This is a genomic window from Bacillus sp. FSL R9-9530, assembly GCF_038008145.1.
In the GTDB taxonomy this organism is placed as follows: Bacteria; Bacillota; Bacilli; order Bacillales; family Bacillaceae_G; genus Bacillus_A; species Bacillus_A mycoides.
Map to the genome: position 1 here is coordinate 3,056,102 of NZ_JBBOYO010000001.1, position 22,912 is coordinate 3,079,013.

Sequence of the window (22,912 nt, forward strand, 5' to 3'; positions counted from 1 at the left end):
TAAAAATAATATTTTCAATCAGCCCTCTCTATTTGCTATGAAATTATTCTTCAATTAAATTAGACATTACATATGCATACACTAATGCTTCTGTATACATAATAGAACTCTCATGCGTTCGCTCAAATGCGTGAGAAGAATCAATACCAGCTCCAATTAACGCATGTTTCACATCAAATCCGGCGCGAATCGCAGCTGATGCGTCTGATCCGTAGTATGGATAAATATCCACTTTATATTCAATAGCATTCGCTTTCGCCAGTTCAACTAAATGTTTACGTAAAGCGTAATGGTATGGACCGCTAGAATCTTTCGCACAAATAGATACTGTATATTCATCAGATGCTTGTCCATCACCTAACGCTCCCATATCAACTGCTAAATATTCTACCGTTTCCTCTGGAATATTTGAGTTTCCACCGTATCCAATTTCTTCATTATTAGAAATTAAGAAATGTGTTGTATATGGCAATGTTACCTTTTCATCTTGCAATCTTTTAATTAATTTCAATAGAATTGCAACACTTACTTTATCGTCTAAATGACGTGATTTTATGTATCCACTCTCTGTAATTTGAACGCGTGGATCAAATGAAACGAAGTCTCCTACTTCAATTCCTAACTCACGTACTTCATCTGCTGAAAAGACACGCTCATCAATACGCACTTCAATATTTTTCTCATCGCGCTTCGCTTCCCCTGCATCTTTGTACACATGGACAGAAGTTTGATGCATTAAAATTGTACCTGTATATTTCTTACCGCTTGACGTTTCAATTTCGCAATATTCTCCTTCTACAGAGTTCCAGCGAAATCCACCAATCATAGATAGACGAAGACGACCGTCAGGCTTAATTTCTTTCACCATCGCACCTAACGTATCAACGTGTGCAGTTAATAAACGATGCTGCTCATCATTCTTTCCTTTAACCGTTAAAATAAGAGCGCCTTTATTATTACGCTTCGTCTCTACATTCCACTCACTTACATAATTTTCAATAAAACTAATAATTTTCGCCGTGTTTCCAGATGGACTTGGAATAGAGACAAGCTCCTTAATAAGTTCCATCGTTTCTTTCGTATGATGTGCCATTGTCGTTTCCTCCTCATTTTCTCTACTATTTAGTATAGCGAAATTACGATAAAACCTCTACTCATTTAGTTTAATTTTCTAAATTATAGTAAAATTTAGTTTAGTAAGTGAAAAGGAGATAACAAAAATGAATGTAACGAAAAAACATGTACATATTGCACTTATTTGGTTTTTATCATCTTTACTCTGTTTACAAGTTTCTTATGCCATTCACACTACTACTTCTATTGCAATCGGCTGGACATTAACAGCTATCTTCTTAATCGTTAGCCTAATTGCAGGAAAAAAGCACAGCGCTACTGAGTAAGCTGTGCTTTTTCTATTAAACTACTCTTCCGAAACGTCCATCAAATAAATCCCTCTTGTAAATCCGCCGCGCTCTTCTTCTTTCTGCTTACGAATAAGCTCTACATCTTCCATTGTTGCACCTTCTGCACGCGCTAATGAAATAATAATTTCAAGTGCATCTGCAAGTGAATCTAGCGCATGTTCACGCTCTTTCATCGAAGCAAATTCACGAATTTCTTCTGTACCAATTTTCGCTAACGCTTGTATGTAAGCTTGCCCTGTTAATTTTTGTGCTGTATATGTTTTTCCAGACATCAAAATTTTCTCTGGGACACGATCTCTTACTAACCTGTTATAAGTTGACATCACTTTTCCTCCCACTTTTAATAACACCCAAGCTCTGCTTTATAGAAAAACCACTCTTTTTTCACACAAGCACTTAACATATCAATTCCTGATCCGTGCGCCTTTACTACCGGAAAGAAGTAATGCTCTGGTTCTTCTTTCTTATCGCCGTATAAGGTTTGGTACTCATCAGGAATCGCCTCTTTTTTCACATCCCGTTCTTTCTTCACTTCACCAGAGAAAGCAACAGTTGGATGTCCCTCAAAGAATAATGCAGTCCGTACCGCAAGAGATGGTGTACTATGCAAAGCATAATATGTAAGTAAAATAATAACGATAACACCGATAATTTTCTTCATTTATTACTCCTAAAAAAAGTGCTAACACAATTATACTAAAATGTGTTAGCACTTTCTTCCCTTTATCTCGAATTAACGGGCAGTCAGACTAATAATCCGCGGGGGATAAACACCCCCCACGGATTAAAGTTTCACTTTATTCCCCTTTAAATGCTGGTAAACGTTTTTCTAGAAAAGCAGCAATACCTTCTTTATGGTCCGCTGTTTGTCTCATCACATATTGACCACGCTTTTCGAGCTGAAGCGTTTGTTCTAAATTAGAACGATTTACTTCACATAAAATTTGTTTCGTTTGAATCATCGCCTTGATTGGTTTTTGTAACCATTCATTAATTTTTTGCTTCACAGCCGTTTGGAAATCCTCACCGATTACTTCATCAATTAAACCGATATCTAGCGCTTCTGTCGCTGATAATTTCTTCCCTTCCCAAATGATTTTCTTCGTCATATTTTCACCGACGCGCTTTTGAAGGAAGAAATGGCCACCACCATCTGGAATTAAAGCGATTCCAATAAAGTTCATCGCAATAACTGATGATATATCTGCCATAACATAATCAGCTGTTAATGCAATACTTAATCCAAGTCCAGCAGTCGGCCCATGAATTGCACTAATAACAAGCTTCGGCATCGTATATAACGTCACAACGATTTCAGAAATTGTATTCATGATGCCTTCAAACCTACTTTCATCATTACTTGAAAGCATTGATTTAATATCTCCACCCGCAGAAAAACCACGGCCACTTCCACACAACACAACAACGTGAACAGAACTTTCCGCCACTTCTTTCAACTTTTGTAATAACTCTTTTAACGTTGGTTCATCTAATGCATTTAAAACCTCTGGACGATTGACCATAACCGTTGCTACGCGCCCTTCATATTTCACAACAACAGATTCTGTTTTACTTGTTACTTCCATTATATATACCCCTCTTTTCAACATAAAGATTATACTTATATAATTATAGAAAGCATGTTAAAAATCCTTCTTTTTTTCTTAATTTTCTGTCTAATTTTCTCGTAATTTGTATATATCTCCGTATAAAACATCCAATTTCGTTAAAAAATATAGAAATTAAAGTCGGTTTATCAATATTTTTCATCTATTTACCATTACAATGAAATGGTGTATTCTTAATTTTGATGCAAAAAAATAAATATTAAAATTCATTCGCCTTATTATGTAAACAAGGCTTTTATCCCCATCTCTTGGGTATTGAACTAAAGGAATGAAGAAATGGAGGAATATATGGTTAATAAGTTGAAACAAACGGATAACTACTTCCCGCATTTCCTATTGCTATTCATTGTGTTTCAACCAATTTTAGATTTATTAACGTCTTTTTCAATCTATGTATTACACATGAGCGCAACAGTTGGAATCGTAGTCCGTTTCGCCTTTATGCTTCTTGCATTAGGTTATCTACTTCTTCATAGAGAACAACCTGGAGCGAAAAAGTACATTCTCTATTTATGCCTACTCGGGATCGTACTAGCAATTGGTCTTGCAAATAATATGATGATTAAATCTCCAGTTTCATTTGGCGAAGAAGTAAAATTTATTTTAAAGAGCATATATCCAATTGTGCTACTGTTTGGATATACCATCGTCTTTAAAGAGTTGAAAAATAAAGAATATACGTTGCATAAAATCATTACATATTTCTTATATGCAACTTTAATTTTAAGCATCACACTGATTGTTGCAATGCAAACTGGTACAGATTTCCCAAGCTACCCTCACTCAAAGATTGGCTCAAGAGGTTGGTTCTTTGCTGGAAATGATTTAAGTTCTATTTTTGCAATTATGTTCCCAATCGTAGTGCTCTATTCGATTCATAAAACAACTTCTTTCTCGAAAATCTATTACTGGATTCCAACAATGCTTGCGATGTATGCAAGTATTATGGTCGGAACGAAAGTAGGATATGGTGCAATTGTTCTAACGCTTGGCGTGGCACTTTTATTCTCATTCATTGAATATATGATTCATCGCAAAAAAGAAGGAACAGGATTCACATATCTCGTAAATACAGTTGTTGCCGCTATTGTACTAGGAGGTTTAATTGTACTTACACCACATACTCCTATCGCAAAAAATATGGGCATCCACATGCAAATATACGAATACAAAAAATCAGTACAAGAAGAAAAGGATAGAAAAGAAGGAAAAGTAATTAAAGAAGAAAAACATGAGCAGGGTGAACTAACAGACTCTGAAATGAAAAGTTTAATTTACAGTGATCGCGATAAATTTTTAAAAGTATACAAACAATACTATAAAGACGCACCACTATCACAAAAACTATTCGGAATGGGCTATGCTGGTAACTATACTGATAAAATTAAGTTAATCGAAATGGATTTCCACGACCTATTCTTTGCATTCGGAATCGTCGGTTTCCTTATTTACTTAATACCATTTCTATACTTCGGTATTAAATTATTCATTCGTATCATGACAAACTTCAAGAAAATATTAACTGTGAAATATATGCTACTGGCTAGCACGCTCGTCCTATCACTTGGAATCGGCTTTATGTCCGGGCACGTATTAACAGCGCCATCCGTTAGTATTTTCTTCGTTGTTATACTCGCTTATATGATTGTTGATTTTGAAATTGAATAAAAAAAAGGTGCTCCAACAAGTCAGTTATGCTGGCTTTTGGAGCACCTTTTTTATAAACGCATCTAGATAAACAGTTTTTCTCTTTTATATTTAATTAGTGTGTTACGTATTCTAAGTTTTCTTTTGCGATATATGCTTCATTTACAGCAGGATTATCAGAAATAATTTTAACCCACACTTGTCCATTCATCGTTTCTTCACCTGTAACTGTTACAACTTTATTTGTAGTTAAGCGATAAAGTCGTTCATTTGATCTATGCGGATCCTTTTTCACTTCCACATCATTCATCACACGTGCAAGTTTATACTTGTTGTATTCTTTTTTACCTAAATAAGAATCAAAACGATTCATATGCCCCGCTACTTTTTTACCCCAATTCGCATCAGATGCATATTTCGCATTTAAACCAGCAGCTTTATCACCTGTATATGTTGCTGTATAACGCCAATGTCCTGGATTTAAATATCCTTCATTCATGTATACTTTTGCTGCATGTTCAATACAATCTTCTTTTGAATTAAATGCTTCCCCGTTACCATATGGACTATCGTCTGTTGCTTTTAAACCAAATAAATTATTTTTGTCTTTTGCAAGAGCGCTTGTTCCATAATAACTTTCATGAATTGCTAATGAATATAAGAATAATGCATTTACATTATACTTGCTTTCTACTTCTTTAAATTTCTTTCCTAAACCAATTAATGGAGAGTCTGGCTTAATCGATTTCACATAACTATCTAATTGTTCAGCTGTATAGTCTGTTTTAGAACGCAATGATAAATAATTGAAATATTGATAGAAAGTTTCATTTCCAAACGTCTTTCCATCTACACTATACATTTGCTGTCCTTGCTTCATGAAAGAAGGTGCCACACCATATCTAAATTCTGTATATCCAGGTGAGCTTGTATTATATGTATAATATTTATGGTATAAATATCCATCTGATTTCACATAATAAGAAGACTGTTTCATTTCATTTGTAGGAATTAAAGTGATTTCATTCTTCTTCACATAACCTGTCAAACCAGAAACTTGAACTTTCACACGATCTTCGCCAATTTCTAACACTTTCAATTCTGTTCCATACTGAATATATGTATATACTGCTGACAATTTCTCGTCATAAATATTAATAATATTTTGCCCAGTTATTCTCTTCGCACTTGCAAAACCATCTTTAATCCATAAAAATTCGTTCTCGTATTTCACCGCACTCATACCTTTATTTTGAGCAGCCGTAACCGCTTCTTTATACGTATTATAGCGCTCTACTTCTTGCTCTGTTCCGTTTTCTCTTACATTTATCACGACATATTTCTTAGTTTCTACAGGATTGCTATTTCCGTTTTTTTCAATTGTCTGAAGCATGCGATCCAACATAGCTGAAGCCATACCTCTTGTAGCTGATAAATGTGGTCTAAATGTATTATCTTCTGGATACCCCTTAATAATTTGAGTAGCCACCATAACTTGTACATGCTCTTTATAGTTAATACTATCTTTATCAGTAAAGGTAAGCGGACTTACAGCTATTTTAATATTTTTATAGTCTAACGCTCGCTTTACCATTATCGACATTTCTTCACGTGTAATCACATCATTTGGTGAGAATGTCTCGTTAGTACGACCATTAATAATTTTCGCTCCATATGCTCTACTTACACCATCATATAAACCGTAAGTCTTCGGCACATCCTCGAAATTCGAATCAGCTTTCGGTAAATTTAAAGCCCTTGCTATGAATGTAGCAAACTCTGCTCTTGTTACTAGTTTATCAGGCGCATATACATTCTCACCATACCCCATTAAAACTCCTTTAGTAATAAGTGAACGCATATGCGTCTCAAACATATGTCCTGTAATATCATCATTTGCCGCATAACTTGAAATAGGAGTTAAAAGTAATGATCCCGTTAATGCCACTGCTGTTATACCTTTTGAAAAAGTCTTCAAGGTTATCCTCCTCGTAATCTACGAATTTATTATCACAAATTTGATTATATAATAATCACAATCATTTTAGCATAATAAATAGAAATTAACATAAAACGTTTTTATAATTAGAATTTTCATTAAATTAAAAAACAAAATAAAAGACACTTTACTTTTTTAATAAAGTGTCTTTTTCCATATGATCAATGAGTTTCTTTGTTGCCTGTTTGCCTTGCAACCGAAGTTCATCTATTGTTAATTGTAACTCTTGCTGCACAGTTCCTTGTTGCATTAATTGCTTTTTTGCAAGTTCATATAAATACTCAGCACTCCATTCGCCATCCACACTTCCTATAACTGGCTGATTCACTTGACTTAAAAACGAATCAATTTTCGGATCGTACGAAATCCCGACCATTGGAGTTTTGGCTACTGCAGAAAAAACAAGTGCATGAAGACGCATACCAATTAGTAATGAACATTGTGATAAAATGAATATTTTCTCGTCGATATCCATTTTATATGGAAGCATATACGTCTCTTCTCCCATTAATTCTATTACTTCACGCGAAGCTTTTTGATCAAATGGCTCATGCATTGGAACAAATAAAATTTGGTATCCTTCTTGCTTTAATTTTTTTAATGCCATAGCTAATTTTTTTATATAATCTTCTTTTGCATGCCAATAACGTACACTAACCGCGATTACTTTTCCATGTATAGAATGCTTTTGCAACCAATCCGATTGTTTTGTTCGTTTCCATGTTAAAACAGGGTCTGGAACAATTTCAATATCGTTTTTTATACCAAGTCCTTTTAAATATAAAAACGAATCCTCATCTCGAACTGATACATAGGAAGCTTTTGACAAGTTCCATTTTACTAATAGACGATTATATCCTTTTGTAATTGGCCCTATTCCTTGTGAATAAATATAATACGGCTTTTTTAATAATCGAGCGAGTCCCATAATACCCGTATAATATAGAATACTCTTCGTACTTGTCTGATCTTGAAGAAGGCTCCCGCCACCGCTAATAACTCCATCACTGTTTTTTATCGCATGATAAACAGCTTTTATATTCCAGCGATCTACCGATTCTACACCATACATTTCCTTTGTATATTTAGAATCATTTGATAGTACTACTAGTTCTATATCCGGGTTCTCTTTACTTAACGATTCAATAATTGATTGTAGAATCGCCTCGTCTCCAACATTATAAAAACCATAATATCCTGATAAGACTAAACGCACCCTAAATCTCCTCCAAAACTAGGTAACCGTTTATTTCATTTAACATAAACTGGTACCCATTCCTTACCTAAACACTTGATACCCTACATAGTTTCCTCTTTATCAGCTCATATGAATTTTAATAAAAAATTAAATTTCTATATTTATCTTTTCAAAAATGGTATTTTTTTTATTGATATCCATTTTAATTTCAAAGCACATACACCATACAAAATGGTTGTAATACTTAATGCTATTCCACTGAATAATAACGTCATAATTCTTGAAGATGTAACATCTATCACATTACATAGTTCATACAATCCTAGTCCCAAAATACATGCTATTCCTAGCACACCAAAAAAGCTTTTTAAATGAATAGAATAGGCAATGTAGCTTCGAATATACAAATAATTTACAATACAAATCAATACGTAAGTAATTAATGTACTATACGCCGCTCCATCTATGCCAAACTCCTGCACTAACATCATGTTTAACACGACTTTCACAAAACTCGCGCCAATAACAATCCATGCAGCTTGTGCAGAACGATTAATCCCCTGTAAAACACCTATTGATAATACCATAACCGCAGTAAAATACGAACTGCCAATCATAACTGTTAACATACTACTGCCTTTTACGTCTGTGAACAATCCGATATTTAACGGTACTGTTAATGCCATCAACCATATTGTTAACGGTGCTGTCAAAACATGCGCTAGTCGATTTGTATTTTGAATTGTTATTTTCGCCAAATTTATATCTCTTTTGGCCAATGCGGAAGTTAAGAGTGGTATTAACGGAAATACAATTGCACTTGCAAAAATAACAATTATTTGCGTGAATGCAAAACCGCGACTGTATATTCCAAATTGTTCTTGAATTTCTGTTGATGATCCTTGTAATACATGCGGTATTGTAAGCGAGTCTACTAAATTTAAAAGTGGCATTGATAAAGCTCCGATAGCGATTGGGATCGATACCCGCAATATCTTTTTGCCGTGTTCTCTTAAATCTCGGAGCGAATAGGAATTGCTTTTATTGTAGTATGGACTTCTATTATATTTTATACGCAAATATATAAGCGAACTAATGACTCCAAGAAAAGAGCCAACCATCGCACCACTAGTAATAACAGTATTACTCTTATCCCATGATACTAGTATGTAAGCAATTATTAGCATAAAAAACACACGTACAAATTGCTCAATGACTTGTGATACCCCTGTTGGTTTCATATCACCGAAACCTTGAAAATACCCTCTATAAACCGCCATGTATGGCGCAATGAGTAATGCTAATGAAGTAATAAGCAACGGCATTCTAGTTTCTTGTCCACCAAGCATATTTGCAATTTCAATAGAAAATAATACAATGACTAAACAGCCGAAAACGCCAAATGCTATCCCTATAATTGACGCTGATTTAAATAATTTCGCAATTTCCTTTTGCTTATTTTTTTCGTTCAACTCTGCAATTAATTTCGAAATTGCAAGCGGAACTCCGGCTACCGATAATGTAAGAGCAATCATATATACAGGAAAAACAAGGCGGAAAATACCGAGCACTTCATCTCCTGCAATATTTTGTAATGGAATTTGAAAAAAACTACCAAGCAATTTCGACAAAAAAGTTGTAATGGTTAAAATTGCTGCTCCTTTTACAAATGTTTTATTCATATTTTTTCTCTTTTCTTTTATACATATACTCTCAAACATATTGTTTTAAACGATAGGGATTCACTTTATCCCATTGATTATCATAACAAATTTATTATAGGTTGAATACTTGGTTTTTTTTTCAAAATAGAAAAGAGAACCAGTTCACGCCTATTTCTTCACAATTAATTTTCTAATTCTTTCCATTATATATGTACATATTATCACTGTTTCTGTTACTCAAAAAAGCTCTTCTTCTCTATCAATGCGATACATATTACTAAAAACATTATAAGAATATCCCACAACTCTACATTATAATGTATGTAAGATTGTGAGATATTCTAATTACCATCTAAACACTTAAGATTTTCAATTGCTCTTTCTGTTCATCGTTCGCCATTACTACGATTGTTTTTTCAATACTCGGATGTACTTGCTCAAGCTTTACACTTGCTCCTACTTTATTTGATTGCTCAACAAAATTTAATAATGCCATAGCTCCTGATACATCCATATAACGCACATCTTTCATACGTAAAACAACCGGTGACTTCACATCTTGTAAAGTAGAGAAAATACGCTCTACTGATAGGAAAGAGAGCGGCCCTTGAATCGTGTACGTTTCTTCTCTTTCTTTTACGATAGAAGTTTTACGTTCTTTACACTTCACCATATATATGATGAACGAAAGAATAATACCGAATGCAACAGCAATCATTAAATCGAACTTCACCGTTACAATCATCGTTACGAGCATAACAACGACATCACCTTTAGGAGCGACATGCATCTTTTTCATGCTTTCCCAATCGAACATTCCAATACCAGTTAAAATTAAAATACCTGATAATACAGCAAGCGGAATGTATTGTACGACCGAACCAAGACCCATAATAAAAATAAATAATATAACACTATGCATACATGCCGAAAGTGCTGTTTTACCACCACTTCTTATATTCACGATAGACCTTACAGTCGCACCTGCACCTGCTAATCCACCAAACAATCCGCTCATCATATTACCGATACCTTGTCCAATGAGCTCTTTATTACTTTTATGACGTGTACCTGTCACATTATCCATTACGACCGATGTTAACAACGAGTCAATCGATCCTAATAAAGCAATACTAAGCGCTGGTAAAATAAGTGTTGCTATTCCTGTTCCACTTAAAGATGGAATATGAAGCGTAGGCATCGCTTCTGGAATGGTTCCAATCTTTTCAATTACTTTGTTTAATGAAAGATTTCCGATAATCGGTAACTTTACTGTAAGTCCTTCGAGTAGAGAAGAAAATAAAGGAAGCAAAGCTGTCACACCGACTAGTGCTACTAAACTAGACGGAATCGCCTTAATCCATTTGCCAGAAACAATCATTACAATAATCGTTAACACAACAAGTAGAAAACTATTTTGTACGTGCTTTATTTCACCTAAAATAATGATTAATGCAATACCATTCATAAATCCTGAAACGACAGGATACGGAATATATCGAACGTAAGAACCGAGCTTACATACACCGAATAAAATTTGAAATAACCCTGCCATCATAAAGGCAATAAAACTTGCCTCTAAGCCGTGCGTCGCAATAACTCCTGTTGCGATAACAGTAATTGGTCCAGTTGGCCCCGTTACTTGCCCAGGTGTCCCGCCAAATAACGCTGCGAATAAACCTGCAAAAATCGCACCATACAATCCAACAAGTGCTCCCTCAGACGTCCCTGTCGCGGCAATACCAAATGCAATTGCTAGCGGCAACGCAACAATCGCAACAGTAAATCCTGCTAAACATTCCTTTGCTATTTTTTGAAACATATAAATAACCACCTTCATATAAAGTGAAACTTTAATCAGTGGGGAGTTTTTTCATCCCCACTGATCATTAGCCGGCACCAATCGGGCGTTTACGGGCAGTTGATCTCCCACCTAACTTCCTCGCATTCGCCGAAATTTGAGGTGGAGGTCTTACTGCCCGTTAATGCGGGATAAAGTCCACGTTCCATTGTACACCTAAAAATACTCATCCGTTAGCCTGTTTATAAGAAACTCTTTACAGTATCGTGAAGTAAACGCATCCAAATAAAAGTTTCCCCCTTACCTTTGGAAACAATTACAACTATGCTATAATGAACAAATTAAATCTTTTACTATATACTTGGAGGCACTATGCTAACTTTTGAAGAAAAATTATCGATTATTGAATCTTTCCCAGAACTAGAAAGAAAGAACGTATCATTAAAACGTGTAAACTTCCACTTTGAAGAAAGTCGTTTAGATAAAAAGAACGTTGTATATCATTTACACCCAAATGGAAACGGATTTGTATATGCAAACTTCATTAAAGGTTATAAAACAGATGATAAAGGCATGATTAACATCCGTGAGTTTTCAGAAGAAGAACTGCGTTCATTAATTGAAAAAGTAATTGAACGTCTATCACAGGAGCAAGAGGAAATTGTAGCACCAATGGAACCTGCTGCGGAAGAAGAATGGCGTAACGAAGACGGTCATGTCCTAACTCTTATTCAAGAGGATGACATGTGGAACGTTTACGCTGGCGTAAACTTAGACGGTACATTCAACTCTTATCCAGAAGCTGCGGAATACCTTGATGAAGAAGGATTTTCACGTAAATAAAAATAGAAAGTGGGTGTCCCCACTTTCTATTTTTTTGCCCCTTTTAACGACTCCCTCAGCACAAACTTCTGCAACTTCCCGCTCGCATTACGTGGAAGTTCATCTACAAATAAGTAATGACGTGGACGTTTATAATCTGCTAATTCATCACTTTCTTTGCAATACGTTTCTAAATCAGCTTCTGTAATATTTTCATCTTTCTTTACAACAACCGCAACGACACGCTCTCCCCATAGTTCATCGGGCTCACCAAGTACTGCAACATCTAATACACCAGGGTGACTATGAAGGAAATCTTCAATTTCGCGAGGATAAATATTTACGCCACCGCTAATTACCATATCATCAACGCGGTCTGCAACGAATAAATAGCCGTCTTTATCGAAGTATCCTAAATCACCAGAATGATACCAGCCTTTATACATCGATTTTGCATTTGCTTCTTCTCGGTTATGATAACCAGCCATCATAGTTGGGCCGCGCAAAATAATCTCCCCAACTTCATAAGGAGGCAACGTATCATTTGGCTCTGCTGGTCCATCTTCGTTCGGTTTCACAATTCGAATTTCATGGCTAAAGCACGGTGTTCCTGCTGAACCAGCTTTCGTAATTTGATCCTCTTCTACGAGAAACGCAACAACTGGTCCCATTTCTGTCATTCCGTAAATTTGAACAAGATCAATATAAAGGCGCTCTTTACATTCCTTCACTAGCGCCGGTGCCATTGCAGCTCCGCCGTATACACCGATTTTCATTGAAGTTAAATCATACTTAGTTAGATCTTTTTGCAGTAACATATTCCACATCGTCGGTGCTGCAAAAAACGTCGTAATCTTCTCTTCTTGAATGGTATGTAATACTCTATCCGTATCAAAATGATGTAAAATAACATTCTTTCCGCCAACTTGAATGCGCGGTATGATTCCAGCGTTTAACTCGCCGCAATGATATAAAGGCGCTACCACAAGTCCGGCGCTATCCCTGTTATATTTTATAAAATACGTACAAATCATACTATGCTCAGCCATATCACGATGGCGATGTAGTACGCCTTTCGGATGACCAGTCGTTCCGCTCGTATAAAGCATAGAACAAAAATCCATTTCATCGACTACAATATCTACTTTCTCAGCTGATGCTTCATTTACTTTTTCATGGTAAGAACTAGCATAGGAAGGTGCATCTTCTTCCACGTACCAAAAAGACGAATTTGGAAAATCTCGTTCAATCATAGCAACTGTTGATCCGACTGCTTTTTCAAAGACAACTACTTTCGAGGCTGCATCTTGGAGGATATACGATAATTCTTTTGCTTTTAAGCGGAAATTAATTGGATTGAAGATCGCGCCAATTTTCGCACAGGCTAAGTAAACGTTTACAAATTCACGACAGTTATATAGGTAAACAGATACACAATCTCCCTTTCTTACTCCTTCTTTCAATAGAGCTTGCGCCGTTTTATTTATTTGCTCATCCCACTGTTTATATGTCCAACGAATATTTTTTTCTGGTTCTACTAACGCCTCTTTATTCGGATACTTGCCAACTGTCAAATCAAAAATTCTCCCTATCGTCATGTACATGCCAACAATTTCCCCCTTTTCCCTTTCATAAATCTATCATTTCGTCTATAAGTAGACATTTTCCTCTAATAACCTGACTAATTTTTCTGATTATTATCGACATAGTTTTACATATGGACCGTTTGATGGTAAATGAAATTACATCGGCGATTTTTTGAATATATCGAACGCAACTCAATTTATATCAGCTATTTTTCGAATATATCGACTTACCGACAAAAACTGACAATATAAAAAGAGGCTGTTCCAAATCGGAACAACCCCCTTCTTCTTACACGAATAGCTCTTCTAAAATTTTCAGTTTATCTTCTGTATATTTCACGAAGCCATCGTTATATGATTTTGGATCTTTCGGATTCGCAAAGTGTGTAATTGCTCCTGTTTGTGGGTGAACAAATTTACTTGATGCCCCGCAACCAAGTCCGATAATCGATTGTACTTCTTCCATAATAACAATATTGTAGATACTTTCTTGCGTCGGTATTGCATACCCAACGTTTTCTAAGTTACCTAAAATATTTTTTTGACGATATAAATAGTATGGTACGTAATTATGGTTCTTCGTCCACTCTTCCGCCTCATGCATCATCGCAGTAATTTCTTCGCGACCTGCTACTTTATATTTACGTTTGTTTTGCGTCATTTCAGAAGCACGTTTAAATGATAACGTATGAACTGTTAACGATTCTGGCATTAACTTTTCTGTTTCATCTAACGTATGCTTAAAGATGTCTAATCCTTCACCAGGAAGACCAATAATTAAATCCATATTAATATTGTTCATTCCCATTTCACGTGCTAAATGATACTTCTCAATCGTTTCTTCTACAGTGTGATGACGTCCAATTGCTTTTAGTGTTTCTTGGTGGTATGACTGCGGATTAATACTAATACGGTCAATATTCCATTTATTTAACACTTCTAGCTTTGCTGGTGTGATCGTATCTGGGCGACCTGCCTCAACTGTTACTTCACGTACATCTTTCACATCAGGGAAAGCTTGGTACATTTCTTCATACAACATATCCATTTCTTCTGCTGTAATACTCGTCGGTGTACCGCCGCCGTAATAAATCGTCGTAACTGTAACACCTTTTTCTTTTAAAAACTTACCAATTTCACGAACTTCATAATGTAACCCGCCTAAGAACGAATCAACTGATCCTTGGCGTCCGTTAATTGCATAAGCCGGGAACGTACAGTACGCACATTTTGTAGGACAAAACGGAATACCGATGTAAATACTTACTTCTTCTTTCAAACGGTATAAATCCGGAACAACCGCTAATTGGCAATCAACAATACGCTGAAGAAGTTCAATTTTCTCTTCATGAATTAAATAACTTTCACGAAGTTCTTTATGCGCTTCTTCTTTTGACATACCATTTTGAAGCAGTTTGTGAAGAAGTTTCGTTGGGCGTACCCCAGTTAATATTCCCCAGCTCTGTTCAAGTCCAGTTAGCTGTTGAAGTACAGAAAGATATACGTAAGAAACAACATGTTTCACTTGCTTCATACGTTCTTTTTCTTCTGTGAAAGCAGATAAATCTTTTGCGAATGTTTCTTCATATACATTTCCGGTTGCAACATCTGTTAAACGAGCCGATGCTGTCACATTACCTTCTATCTGTATATCAACGATAAGATTTGCTTCTTCTTTCTCAAACCCTATCGTGCTCTCTTCAAAAAATAAACCGCCAATATTTTGTAGCGGACGTAAAAAACGATCATCTTGTAACGTTTTAATTGAAATTAACAACATTATCACCTTTTCATTTGCAAACTCTCTTTAGTTTACTTGAAGGGCGTTTGAAGGTCAATACAGAAGGTTTTACCTGTTTCTCTTACACTTTTTCAAATAATTCTTTTTATGAATATCGCTCATGTATATAGACATCATGATTTTCTCTTGTTAAAATTTATTAGTATGAAAATCTATACATAGTGAAAATACAATATATAAAGGAGGAATGTTAACACTAGATTCCATAATCTAATGTGTTAAAAAAAATATGAAAAAGAAATTTTATAGTGTTTTAACTCTCTCTCTTGCATTACAAACTGTTCTTGCACCTACTTATTCATTTGCAGAGAGTGCTGAAAAATCCGCCGAAGTATATACGGAGGATCAAGTTTTTAAAAGTATCAAAGAGCATGTGAAAGAGCATAGTACTCATGAAGAAGATATCGAGGTTACTGGCCAATTCCTACTATACACATCAAAAAAACATTCATTATATACCGCGAATGATTTAAAAAACAAATCGAATATCGAGATTACAGAACAAGTCGTAACGGCGACAAAGAAAAAAGGGAATGCATACTACATAACAACTCCAGCTGGCGCTGGGTGGATAAATAACAATGATAATAGCTTAGAAGTTCAAGAGATTCATAAACTATCTAATCAAAAATTAATTGTGAAAGAAGAAGCTTCCATACATTCATTACCATTCCAAACGTTTAAAGAAGAGGGTAAACTACAGCCTCAAGTAATTATTCCTACTGAACAAGCAGGAAATTGGTTTAAAGTCCAAATAAATGAAACATCAAAATGGATTTATGCACCTTCTGCTACATTTGAAGGTACAAAAGCTTCATTATTAAAAAACGGTCGTTCTGCTAAAAGTAGTTTATTGAGAGCTCCAGCTACTCTACAAACAAACAATATTTATGGCGTTACATTTAAAGAAATGATTGTCCCAAAAGGAAATGACGACATTCGCCCTGGCTACGCGATGGTCCCTAAATATATTACGATTCACGAAACGGCTAATCCAGCGAAAGGTGCCAATGCTCTAAATCACGCAAAATTCTTAGATAGTCAAGCACGCGGAACAGCTGATCGCGCCGCATCTTGGCATTTCACAGTAGATGATAAAGAAATTTATCAACATCTTCCAGTAAATGAAGTTGGATGGCATGCTGGAAATAAAACTGGAAACTATGAATCTATCGGAATTGAAATTGCCGTTAATCAAGATGGAAACTATGAAAAAGCGGTAGAGAATGCCCGTAAATTAGCAGCTTATTTAATGAACGAATTAAATATTTCTCTAGATAAGGTCCAAAAACACCAATTTTGGTCAGGAAAAAATTGCCCTGCGTATATGATTCAACGCGGACAATGGGATGCTTTCTTAAAAGGAACTGAAACATACTATAAGGAAAACCGAAAAGATCCAGTAACCGATGATATTACAGGTGGATGGTATGAACAAGACATTCGTCAATTAGCAGCTAGAGGCATTATGCAAGGAGAAGGGAACGGCAAGTACTTCCCAGAACGTCTTGTAACGCGTGCTGAATTTGCTACATTAATTACTCGTGCTTTACAATTACCAAGTGGAAATGCTAATTTCACAGACTTAGAACAAGTACATCCATCTTTAAGAGACGGTATTAATCGTGCAGCAAGCGCAGGCATAATCCGCGGACGTGGTGATAATACCTTTGATCCAAATACTACAATTACACGCGAAGAAGCTGTTATTATGATTGATCGTTCTCTAAAACACGCTGGTATTTTCGCAAAACCAGTTGAACTACCATTCGTAGACCAAAACTTAATTTACGCTAAAGAAGAAGTACAAAGAGTGTATGGATATGGAATTGTAAAAGGTAACGAATTTAATCAATTCGTACCAAAAGGACCATCACAACGTGCTCACGCAGCTGCATTTATAAACAGAATGCTTAACGTGATTGAAGCTTAAAAACATTTATAACTAAATATAGATGTTTTTACTTTAATCCTTCTGTATTAACCTAAAAGGCAAAAGAGATAATATTATCTCTTTTGCCTTTTATACATCTATTAACTATTTTTAGTCATAAATCTTAAACGTACTCCTAATAACACCAGAATTACACCTATAAATGGAAGGTAATCCGTATTATGCCCTGTAGCTGGAAGTTTTTGATTATTAGAACCACCTTGTTCTTTTTCTGGTAAGTTAGGCTTTTCTACTTCTTCGCCTGGGCTTTCTGTTCCTTCACCTGGCTTTTCTATTCCTTCACCTGGCTTTTCTATTCCTTCACCTGGCTTTTCTATTCCTTCACCTGGTGTTCCTGTTTCCCCACCTGGTTTTTCTATTCCTCCACCTGGTGTTTCTGTTCCTTCACCTGGCTTTTCTATTCCTTCACCTGGCTTTTCTGTTTCTCCACCTGGTGTTTCTGTTCCTTCACCTGGCTTTTCTGTTCCTTCACCTGGCTTTTCTGTTCCTTCACCTGGTGTTTCTGTCTCTCCACCTGGTTTCTCTGGACCTTTTCCTGTTTCTTTTTCATTGGTAATTTGAAGCTTTATAACTTCTACTTTCTCATTAGAAATCGTAAATTCAATTCCCTTATCAGATAAATTATATCCTTCTGGAGCCTGGACTTCTTTTAAAACGTAATCTCCTGGTTCCAGTTTCTTCGAAGTTGCTTTACCATTTTTATCTGATGTTAATGTGTCTATTTTTATTCCATCTTTCAGAATTTCAAACACTGCACCTTCTAATTGTTTATCTGTATCATTAGCATCTATCTTTGTAATTTCTACTTGACCTGTGATTTTTTCTTTCACTTTTTCATTCAATACTTCTTGTTTTGCTACTTCATTTGCTACAACACTTACTTTTACTGTAACTTCTACCGCTTTGTAGCCTTCTGGTGCTTTCGTTTCTTCTAACGTGTACTTACCTGGCACTAAGTTTTCGAATGTCACAACACCATCTTTATTCGTTGTTTTCGCTGCTCCAACTACTTGACCATTTTCGTTTTTCAGTCTGAATTCTGCGCCTTCTAGAACTTTTCCACTCTCTGCATCCTTTTTGATTACTTGTAAGCTTCCTAGTTCTTTCGCATTTTCTACTTGTACTTGTACTACTTTGTTTGCTTCCACAACGACTTCAATTTCTTCTTTTAGTAATTTATATCCTTTTGGTGCTTTCGTTTCTTTTAACGTGTATTTTCCTGGTTCTAATTTCTTAGAGATTGCTTTACCTGTTTTATCTGTTCGTAACATCTCTACTTTCTTACCATCTTTATACACTTCAAATTCTGCGTCTGATAAAAGCTTCATTTTATCGTTTGCATCTACTTTTACGATTTCAAATTGACCAAGGCTCTTACTATTCGTTACTTTTACATCAACAACTTTTTCACCGTCGACTGTTACATGAATTACTTGTTTTGTTAACTCATAACCTTCTGGTGCTTTTGTTTCTTCTAACGTATACTCACCCGGTACTAGTCCTTCTACTTTAACCGTTCCAGACTTATCTGTTGTAATTTTTTCTTTTACAACATTTCCTTTAGCATCTTTCAATGTAAATACTGCGCCTGCTAAACGTTCCGCTTGATCTTTATCATCTGTTTTAATAATTTGTAGAGAGCCCAAGAGCTTTTCATTTTCTGCCTCTACTTTTACTACTTCTTTCTCATTTTGAATTGTTACTTTCCATTCTTTATTTGAAATCTTGTAACCTGCTGGTGCTTTCGTTTCTTTCACTGTGTATTCACCTAATGGTAATTTCGGTGACATCGCTTTTCCACTCTCATCAGTTTTCAACTCTGCTACCTTTTTACCATCCTTATACACAGTAAATTCTGCATCTGATAATAGCTTTGTTTTATCTTTCGCATCTACTTTCACAATTTCAAATTGACCTGTTACTTTTTCGTTCGCAACTTCTTGTTTTACTACTTCATTCGCTACAACATTTACTTCCACTTTTAATTCTACCGCTTTGTAGCCTTCCGGCGCTTTCGTTTCTTCTAACGTGTACTTTCCTGGCACTAAGTTTTCGAATGTCACAACACCATCTTTATTCGTTGTTTTCGCTTCTCCAACTACTTGACCAGTTTCGTTTTTTAGTCTGAATTCCGCGCCTTCTAAAACTTTTCCACTCTCTGCATCCTTTTTGATTACTTGTAAGCTTCCTAGTTCTTTCGCATTTTCTACTTGTACTTGTACTACTTTGTTTGCTTCCACAACGACTTCAATTTCTTCTTTTAACAACTTATATCCTTGTGGTGCTTTCGTTTCTTTTAATGTATATTTTCCTGGTTCTAATTTCTTAGAGATTACTTTACCTGTTTTATCTGTTCGTAATGTATCTATTTTTTTACCATCTTTATACACTTCAAACTCTGCGTCCGATAGTAGCTTAGTTTTATCATTCGCATCTACTTTTACGATTTCAAATTGACCTGTTACTTTTTCAACGATCTTTTTATTCAACACATCTACAGTAACTACTTTATTAGCCTCTACATCAACACGAACTGAGCTAGATGATATCTCATAACCTTTTGGTGCTTCAACTTCTTTTAATGTATATGTTCCAACTGGAAGTTGTTTTGATAAAGCTGCACCTTTACCATCTGTAATAATTGTTTCAACAACATTTCCATCTTTATCTATAACATCAAATTTTGCACCTGGTAGAAGTTGACCAGATTCACTATCTTTTTTCAATAATTTAAATTGGCCATTCTCTACTTTTTTCGTATTCTTCATAACAATTTCAATTACGTTTGTACTATCAATTGTTACTTTTACTGGTGTATCAACTTTTATATATCCTTCTGGTGCACTTATTTCTTTTACAAAATAGTCACCAAGTGGTAAATCCTTGACTTCAGCAATACCCTTTTCATTCGTTGTAACAGTAGCCACAACAGTATTATCTTTGTCTATAACATCAAACTTTGCGTCTTTTAAAACAATATTTTCATCATTTGCATCAACTTTTTTAATTTGTAAGTTTCCTTTTTCAACTACTGGCTTATTCCACTTTGGCCAATTAAATTTAAAGTTATGAACCTCAAATCCATCTCTTTGGTGTAATCCTCCAACATAGGCTTGTCCGTTAATAGAACCACCTTTTGTCTCTACAACAGCATTAGGCGCAAACAAACTACCTACTACACCATAACCTTTAGTTGTTATCTTTGTAGCATTAGGGAACACCCAAATGACTTTATTAGCTAACTCAGTAAAAGCTGAATTAGGGTCATATGCTTGAGATGTATTAATTAAGTCTGTTGCCATCCCAGTATTTCTCGTATCGTACAAAATTGCACCGCTACCAAAATTCACTTCTTCTGCGTCTGAATAAATAACAATAAAGTCTTTGTTATTTACATTCGGAAGATAAACATCTCTTACATCAAATGTTTTCTTTCCTGTTAAGCCTGAAGAAACGTAAATATTAGGGTTGTTTACATCTTCACCGATTCCAAAGCTCATATTAAGTTTTGGCTTATCAGTTTGCAATTGACCCGCATCCCCAATTACACCATCAACGTCTTTTCTAAATTCTTTGAACTTGGCATCAATCTCTGCTTGCTCTTTATAAGAGATACGGTCATAAGATGATTTCATTGCACCTTCTGGGTCACCATCTTTTGTCATCGCCACTGTTCCATCTTGGATGATTACTTGTCCTGCTCCCGCTTTCGTAAATTGACCACCCAGTAATAATGATGGATATCCTTCATCTTTCCATGTTGCTCCAGCTAAGTTGTTTGCTCCAGTTGCAGCCGCTACGACTGTATAACTTGATGCGTTCATGTTCTTTTGAACAGCCATCGCACCCTCAATATCCGCACTCGTTGCACTATGATCACCAAAAATGATTGCGTTATAATAAGATGTATCGCCTAAACCTTTTAATTCTGTTGTAGCTGCCTCTGCTTTATACGGTAAATGGATTAAAAAATTCATACATACTAACAATATAATTATAAAACTGCTGCATATCTTTTTTACTTTTTGACTTAATGATTTCCTCAAGAAATTCATTCCCCCTTTTCAAATTTCAAAAACTTATAACAAGAAGTACATTTCAGATGTACTTAAAACCTATTCATACTAATTTACAAATAATCCATTTAAATAAAACAAAGAAGCTCTACAACTAATTGGCGAAACTACTACAATTCATTTTTGAGATAATACGTGAACTAAACTAACATGCTGAAGTGTTTTTACGTACGGGAGCCCAATAAAATTAATCTGAAGAATATTTCATGTGGTGTAACTACTTTGGCAACATCATCCACCTTACAACATTTTCCTAGAGTATTCAAGTGAATTGTATAGATTTCATACACAATTCACATTTTAAAATGCCTTCATTCATTTTAATAAGTTCAACAAAAAAACGTAGCCAAAAAGCTACGTTTTTCTTTCATCGTTTCGGTGTATGTTTATGATTCTTTAAAAAAGGAAGCGGGAATTGCTTACGAAAATGCTCTTTAATCATGTACTCTACGCCGTTCTCAGTATTAGAACGTGTAATCCAGTCCGCCGCTTGCTTTAATTCTACAGGAGCGTTCCCCATCGCTACCCCAAGCCCAACATTTTCAATTACCTCTAAGTCTTCTACGCTATCTCCAATCGCAACCATTTCACTAAGGTTAATATTTAAATGCTCCCCAAGTAATTGTAAACCACGTAGTTTTGATACATTTTGAGGGAGAATTTCTATATGTCTTTCATCACACTCGACGTACTCTACATCTTGAAATGCCTTTTTTAACGTATTCATCCCTCTTTCTTTTTCACCTTTCGTATGGAAAACAATATCAATTTTTGGTGCAGCTACTGGATGATCACGCAGTGCATCCCCTAGCGAATCTACAAATTGAACCGGATAAAATAATGGATCTGCGCTTGATAATACAGTACGCGCAATTAAGTTTGGTGTATTTCTCTCACGATTCCCAATTGAATATCGTTCATGAGAAATGCGAACATTACAATCAAAATGCTCTAACACTTGCACAATATTAAAGGTTTTCTCTTCAGATAATCTCCTTTGAACGAACGGCTTATCTAACGTCGCTGAAACGAAAGCACCACCATGTGTAACTAATATAGAATCTAATTTTAACGCCTTCGCTATTTTATGAGCAGATTGAAAATTACGATTCGTAAACAATGTAACGTATACATCTTTTCTTTTCACAAAGTCAATTGTCTCCCGTAACCCTTTTGCGATTTTTCCGTTGTTGTATAGTAGTGTCCCATCTATATTAAGAGCTAGTAAGCGATAAATCATGTCGCACTCCCCCTCTTCGCTGTTGTACTCTATCCATAATTTATGAAATAAATGTAGTAAATAGAACGAGTT

The 22,912-nt window shown here is 35.4% G+C and carries 16 protein-coding genes; 4 read left to right on the plus strand and 12 right to left on the minus strand.

Annotated features, from left to right (window positions below):
• Positions 1-43: 43 nt before the first annotated feature.
• On the minus strand, positions 44-1,093 hold the full coding sequence (locus MKX66_RS15365; protein WP_088038602.1) for a M42 family metallopeptidase: 1,050 nt from the start codon (positions 1,091-1,093) through the stop codon (positions 44-46).
• A gap of 127 nt (positions 1,094-1,220) precedes the next feature.
• Here MKX66_RS15365 and MKX66_RS15370 point away from each other — a divergent pair, with 127 nt between their 5' ends.
• A complete protein-coding gene (locus MKX66_RS15370) occupies positions 1,221-1,400 on the plus strand; it encodes a hypothetical protein (protein WP_001103321.1) in 180 nt (59 codons plus the stop codon).
• A 20-nt stretch (positions 1,401-1,420) separates the two neighbouring features.
• Here the strand turns inward: MKX66_RS15370 and MKX66_RS15375 are convergent, their stop codons facing one another.
• The 3 genes from MKX66_RS15375 to MKX66_RS15385 form a co-directional block, all read right to left on the minus strand.
• On the minus strand, positions 1,421-1,747 hold the full coding sequence (locus tag MKX66_RS15375; RefSeq protein WP_002125566.1) for a nucleoside triphosphate pyrophosphohydrolase: 327 nt from the start codon (positions 1,745-1,747) through the stop codon (positions 1,421-1,423).
• A gap of 17 nt (positions 1,748-1,764) precedes the next feature.
• On the minus strand, positions 1,765-2,085 hold the full coding sequence (locus MKX66_RS15380; RefSeq protein ID WP_002010902.1) for a hypothetical protein: 321 nt from the start codon (positions 2,083-2,085) through the stop codon (positions 1,765-1,767).
• Positions 2,086-2,221: 136 nt separating this feature from the next.
• The gene (locus MKX66_RS15385) at positions 2,222-3,010 is read right to left on the minus strand and encodes an enoyl-CoA hydratase (protein ID WP_215590791.1); all 789 of its coding nucleotides are present in this window, start codon (positions 3,008-3,010) and stop codon (positions 2,222-2,224) included.
• Positions 3,011-3,340: 330 nt separating this feature from the next.
• Between MKX66_RS15385 and MKX66_RS15390 the strand changes: the two genes are divergently transcribed.
• A complete protein-coding gene (locus tag MKX66_RS15390) occupies positions 3,341-4,720 on the plus strand; it encodes an O-antigen ligase family protein (protein ID WP_063217453.1) in 1,380 nt (459 codons plus the stop codon).
• Positions 4,721-4,814: 94 nt separating this feature from the next.
• Here MKX66_RS15390 and MKX66_RS15395 read toward each other — a convergent pair whose 3' ends face one another.
• The 4 genes from MKX66_RS15395 to MKX66_RS15410 all read right to left on the minus strand — a co-directional run bounded on the left by MKX66_RS15395 (position 4,815) and on the right by MKX66_RS15410 (position 11,382).
• Positions 4,815-6,677, minus strand: coding sequence for an S-layer homology domain-containing protein (locus MKX66_RS15395; protein WP_326997038.1), 1,863 nt, complete (start codon positions 6,675-6,677; stop codon positions 4,815-4,817).
• Positions 6,678-6,825: 148 nt separating this feature from the next.
• A complete protein-coding gene (gene csaB, locus MKX66_RS15400) occupies positions 6,826-7,914 on the minus strand; it encodes a polysaccharide pyruvyl transferase CsaB (RefSeq protein ID WP_002087333.1) in 1,089 nt (362 codons plus the stop codon).
• 143 nt (positions 7,915-8,057) lie between these two features.
• On the minus strand, positions 8,058-9,578 hold the full coding sequence (locus tag MKX66_RS15405) for a putative polysaccharide biosynthesis protein (RefSeq protein WP_040963037.1): 1,521 nt from the start codon (positions 9,576-9,578) through the stop codon (positions 8,058-8,060).
• 334 nt (positions 9,579-9,912) lie between these two features.
• Positions 9,913-11,382 carry a SulP family inorganic anion transporter gene (locus MKX66_RS15410; protein WP_341086628.1) on the minus strand — a complete coding sequence of 490 codons (1,470 nt, stop codon included), beginning with the start codon at positions 11,380-11,382 and terminating at the stop codon, positions 9,913-9,915.
• Between the two features lie 351 nt (positions 11,383-11,733).
• Here MKX66_RS15410 and MKX66_RS15415 point away from each other — a divergent pair, with 351 nt between their 5' ends.
• Complete coding sequence (locus MKX66_RS15415) at positions 11,734-12,204, plus strand: hypothetical protein (RefSeq protein WP_201051320.1); 471 nt, start codon at positions 11,734-11,736, stop codon at positions 12,202-12,204.
• 26 nt (positions 12,205-12,230) lie between these two features.
• On the opposite strand, the gene MKX66_RS15420 is transcribed toward MKX66_RS15415, so the two are convergent.
• Positions 12,231-13,787, minus strand: a complete 1,557-nt coding sequence (locus MKX66_RS15420; protein WP_341086631.1) for a fatty acid--CoA ligase — start codon at positions 13,785-13,787, stop codon at positions 12,231-12,233.
• A 271-nt stretch (positions 13,788-14,058) separates the two neighbouring features.
• Entirely contained in the window at positions 14,059-15,549 is a 1,491-nt protein-coding gene (locus tag MKX66_RS15425) for a coproporphyrinogen III oxidase (RefSeq protein WP_002010930.1), read from the minus strand.
• Between the two features lie 250 nt (positions 15,550-15,799).
• On the opposite strand from MKX66_RS15425, the gene MKX66_RS15430 reads away from it, so the two are divergent.
• Positions 15,800-17,503: an S-layer homology domain-containing protein gene (locus tag MKX66_RS15430; protein WP_012260394.1), complete on the plus strand. Its 1,704-nt coding sequence runs from the start codon at positions 15,800-15,802 to the stop codon at positions 17,501-17,503.
• A 101-nt stretch (positions 17,504-17,604) separates the two neighbouring features.
• Here the strand turns inward: MKX66_RS15430 and MKX66_RS15435 are convergent, their stop codons facing one another.
• Both MKX66_RS15435 and MKX66_RS15440 read right to left on the minus strand, forming a co-directional pair.
• On the minus strand, positions 17,605-21,570 hold the full coding sequence (locus tag MKX66_RS15435; protein ID WP_341086633.1) for a SpaA isopeptide-forming pilin-related protein: 3,966 nt from the start codon (positions 21,568-21,570) through the stop codon (positions 17,605-17,607).
• Between the two features lie 397 nt (positions 21,571-21,967).
• Positions 21,968-22,840, minus strand: a complete 873-nt coding sequence (locus MKX66_RS15440; protein ID WP_012260392.1) for a Cof-type HAD-IIB family hydrolase — start codon at positions 22,838-22,840, stop codon at positions 21,968-21,970.
• Positions 22,841-22,912 lie beyond the last annotated feature (72 nt).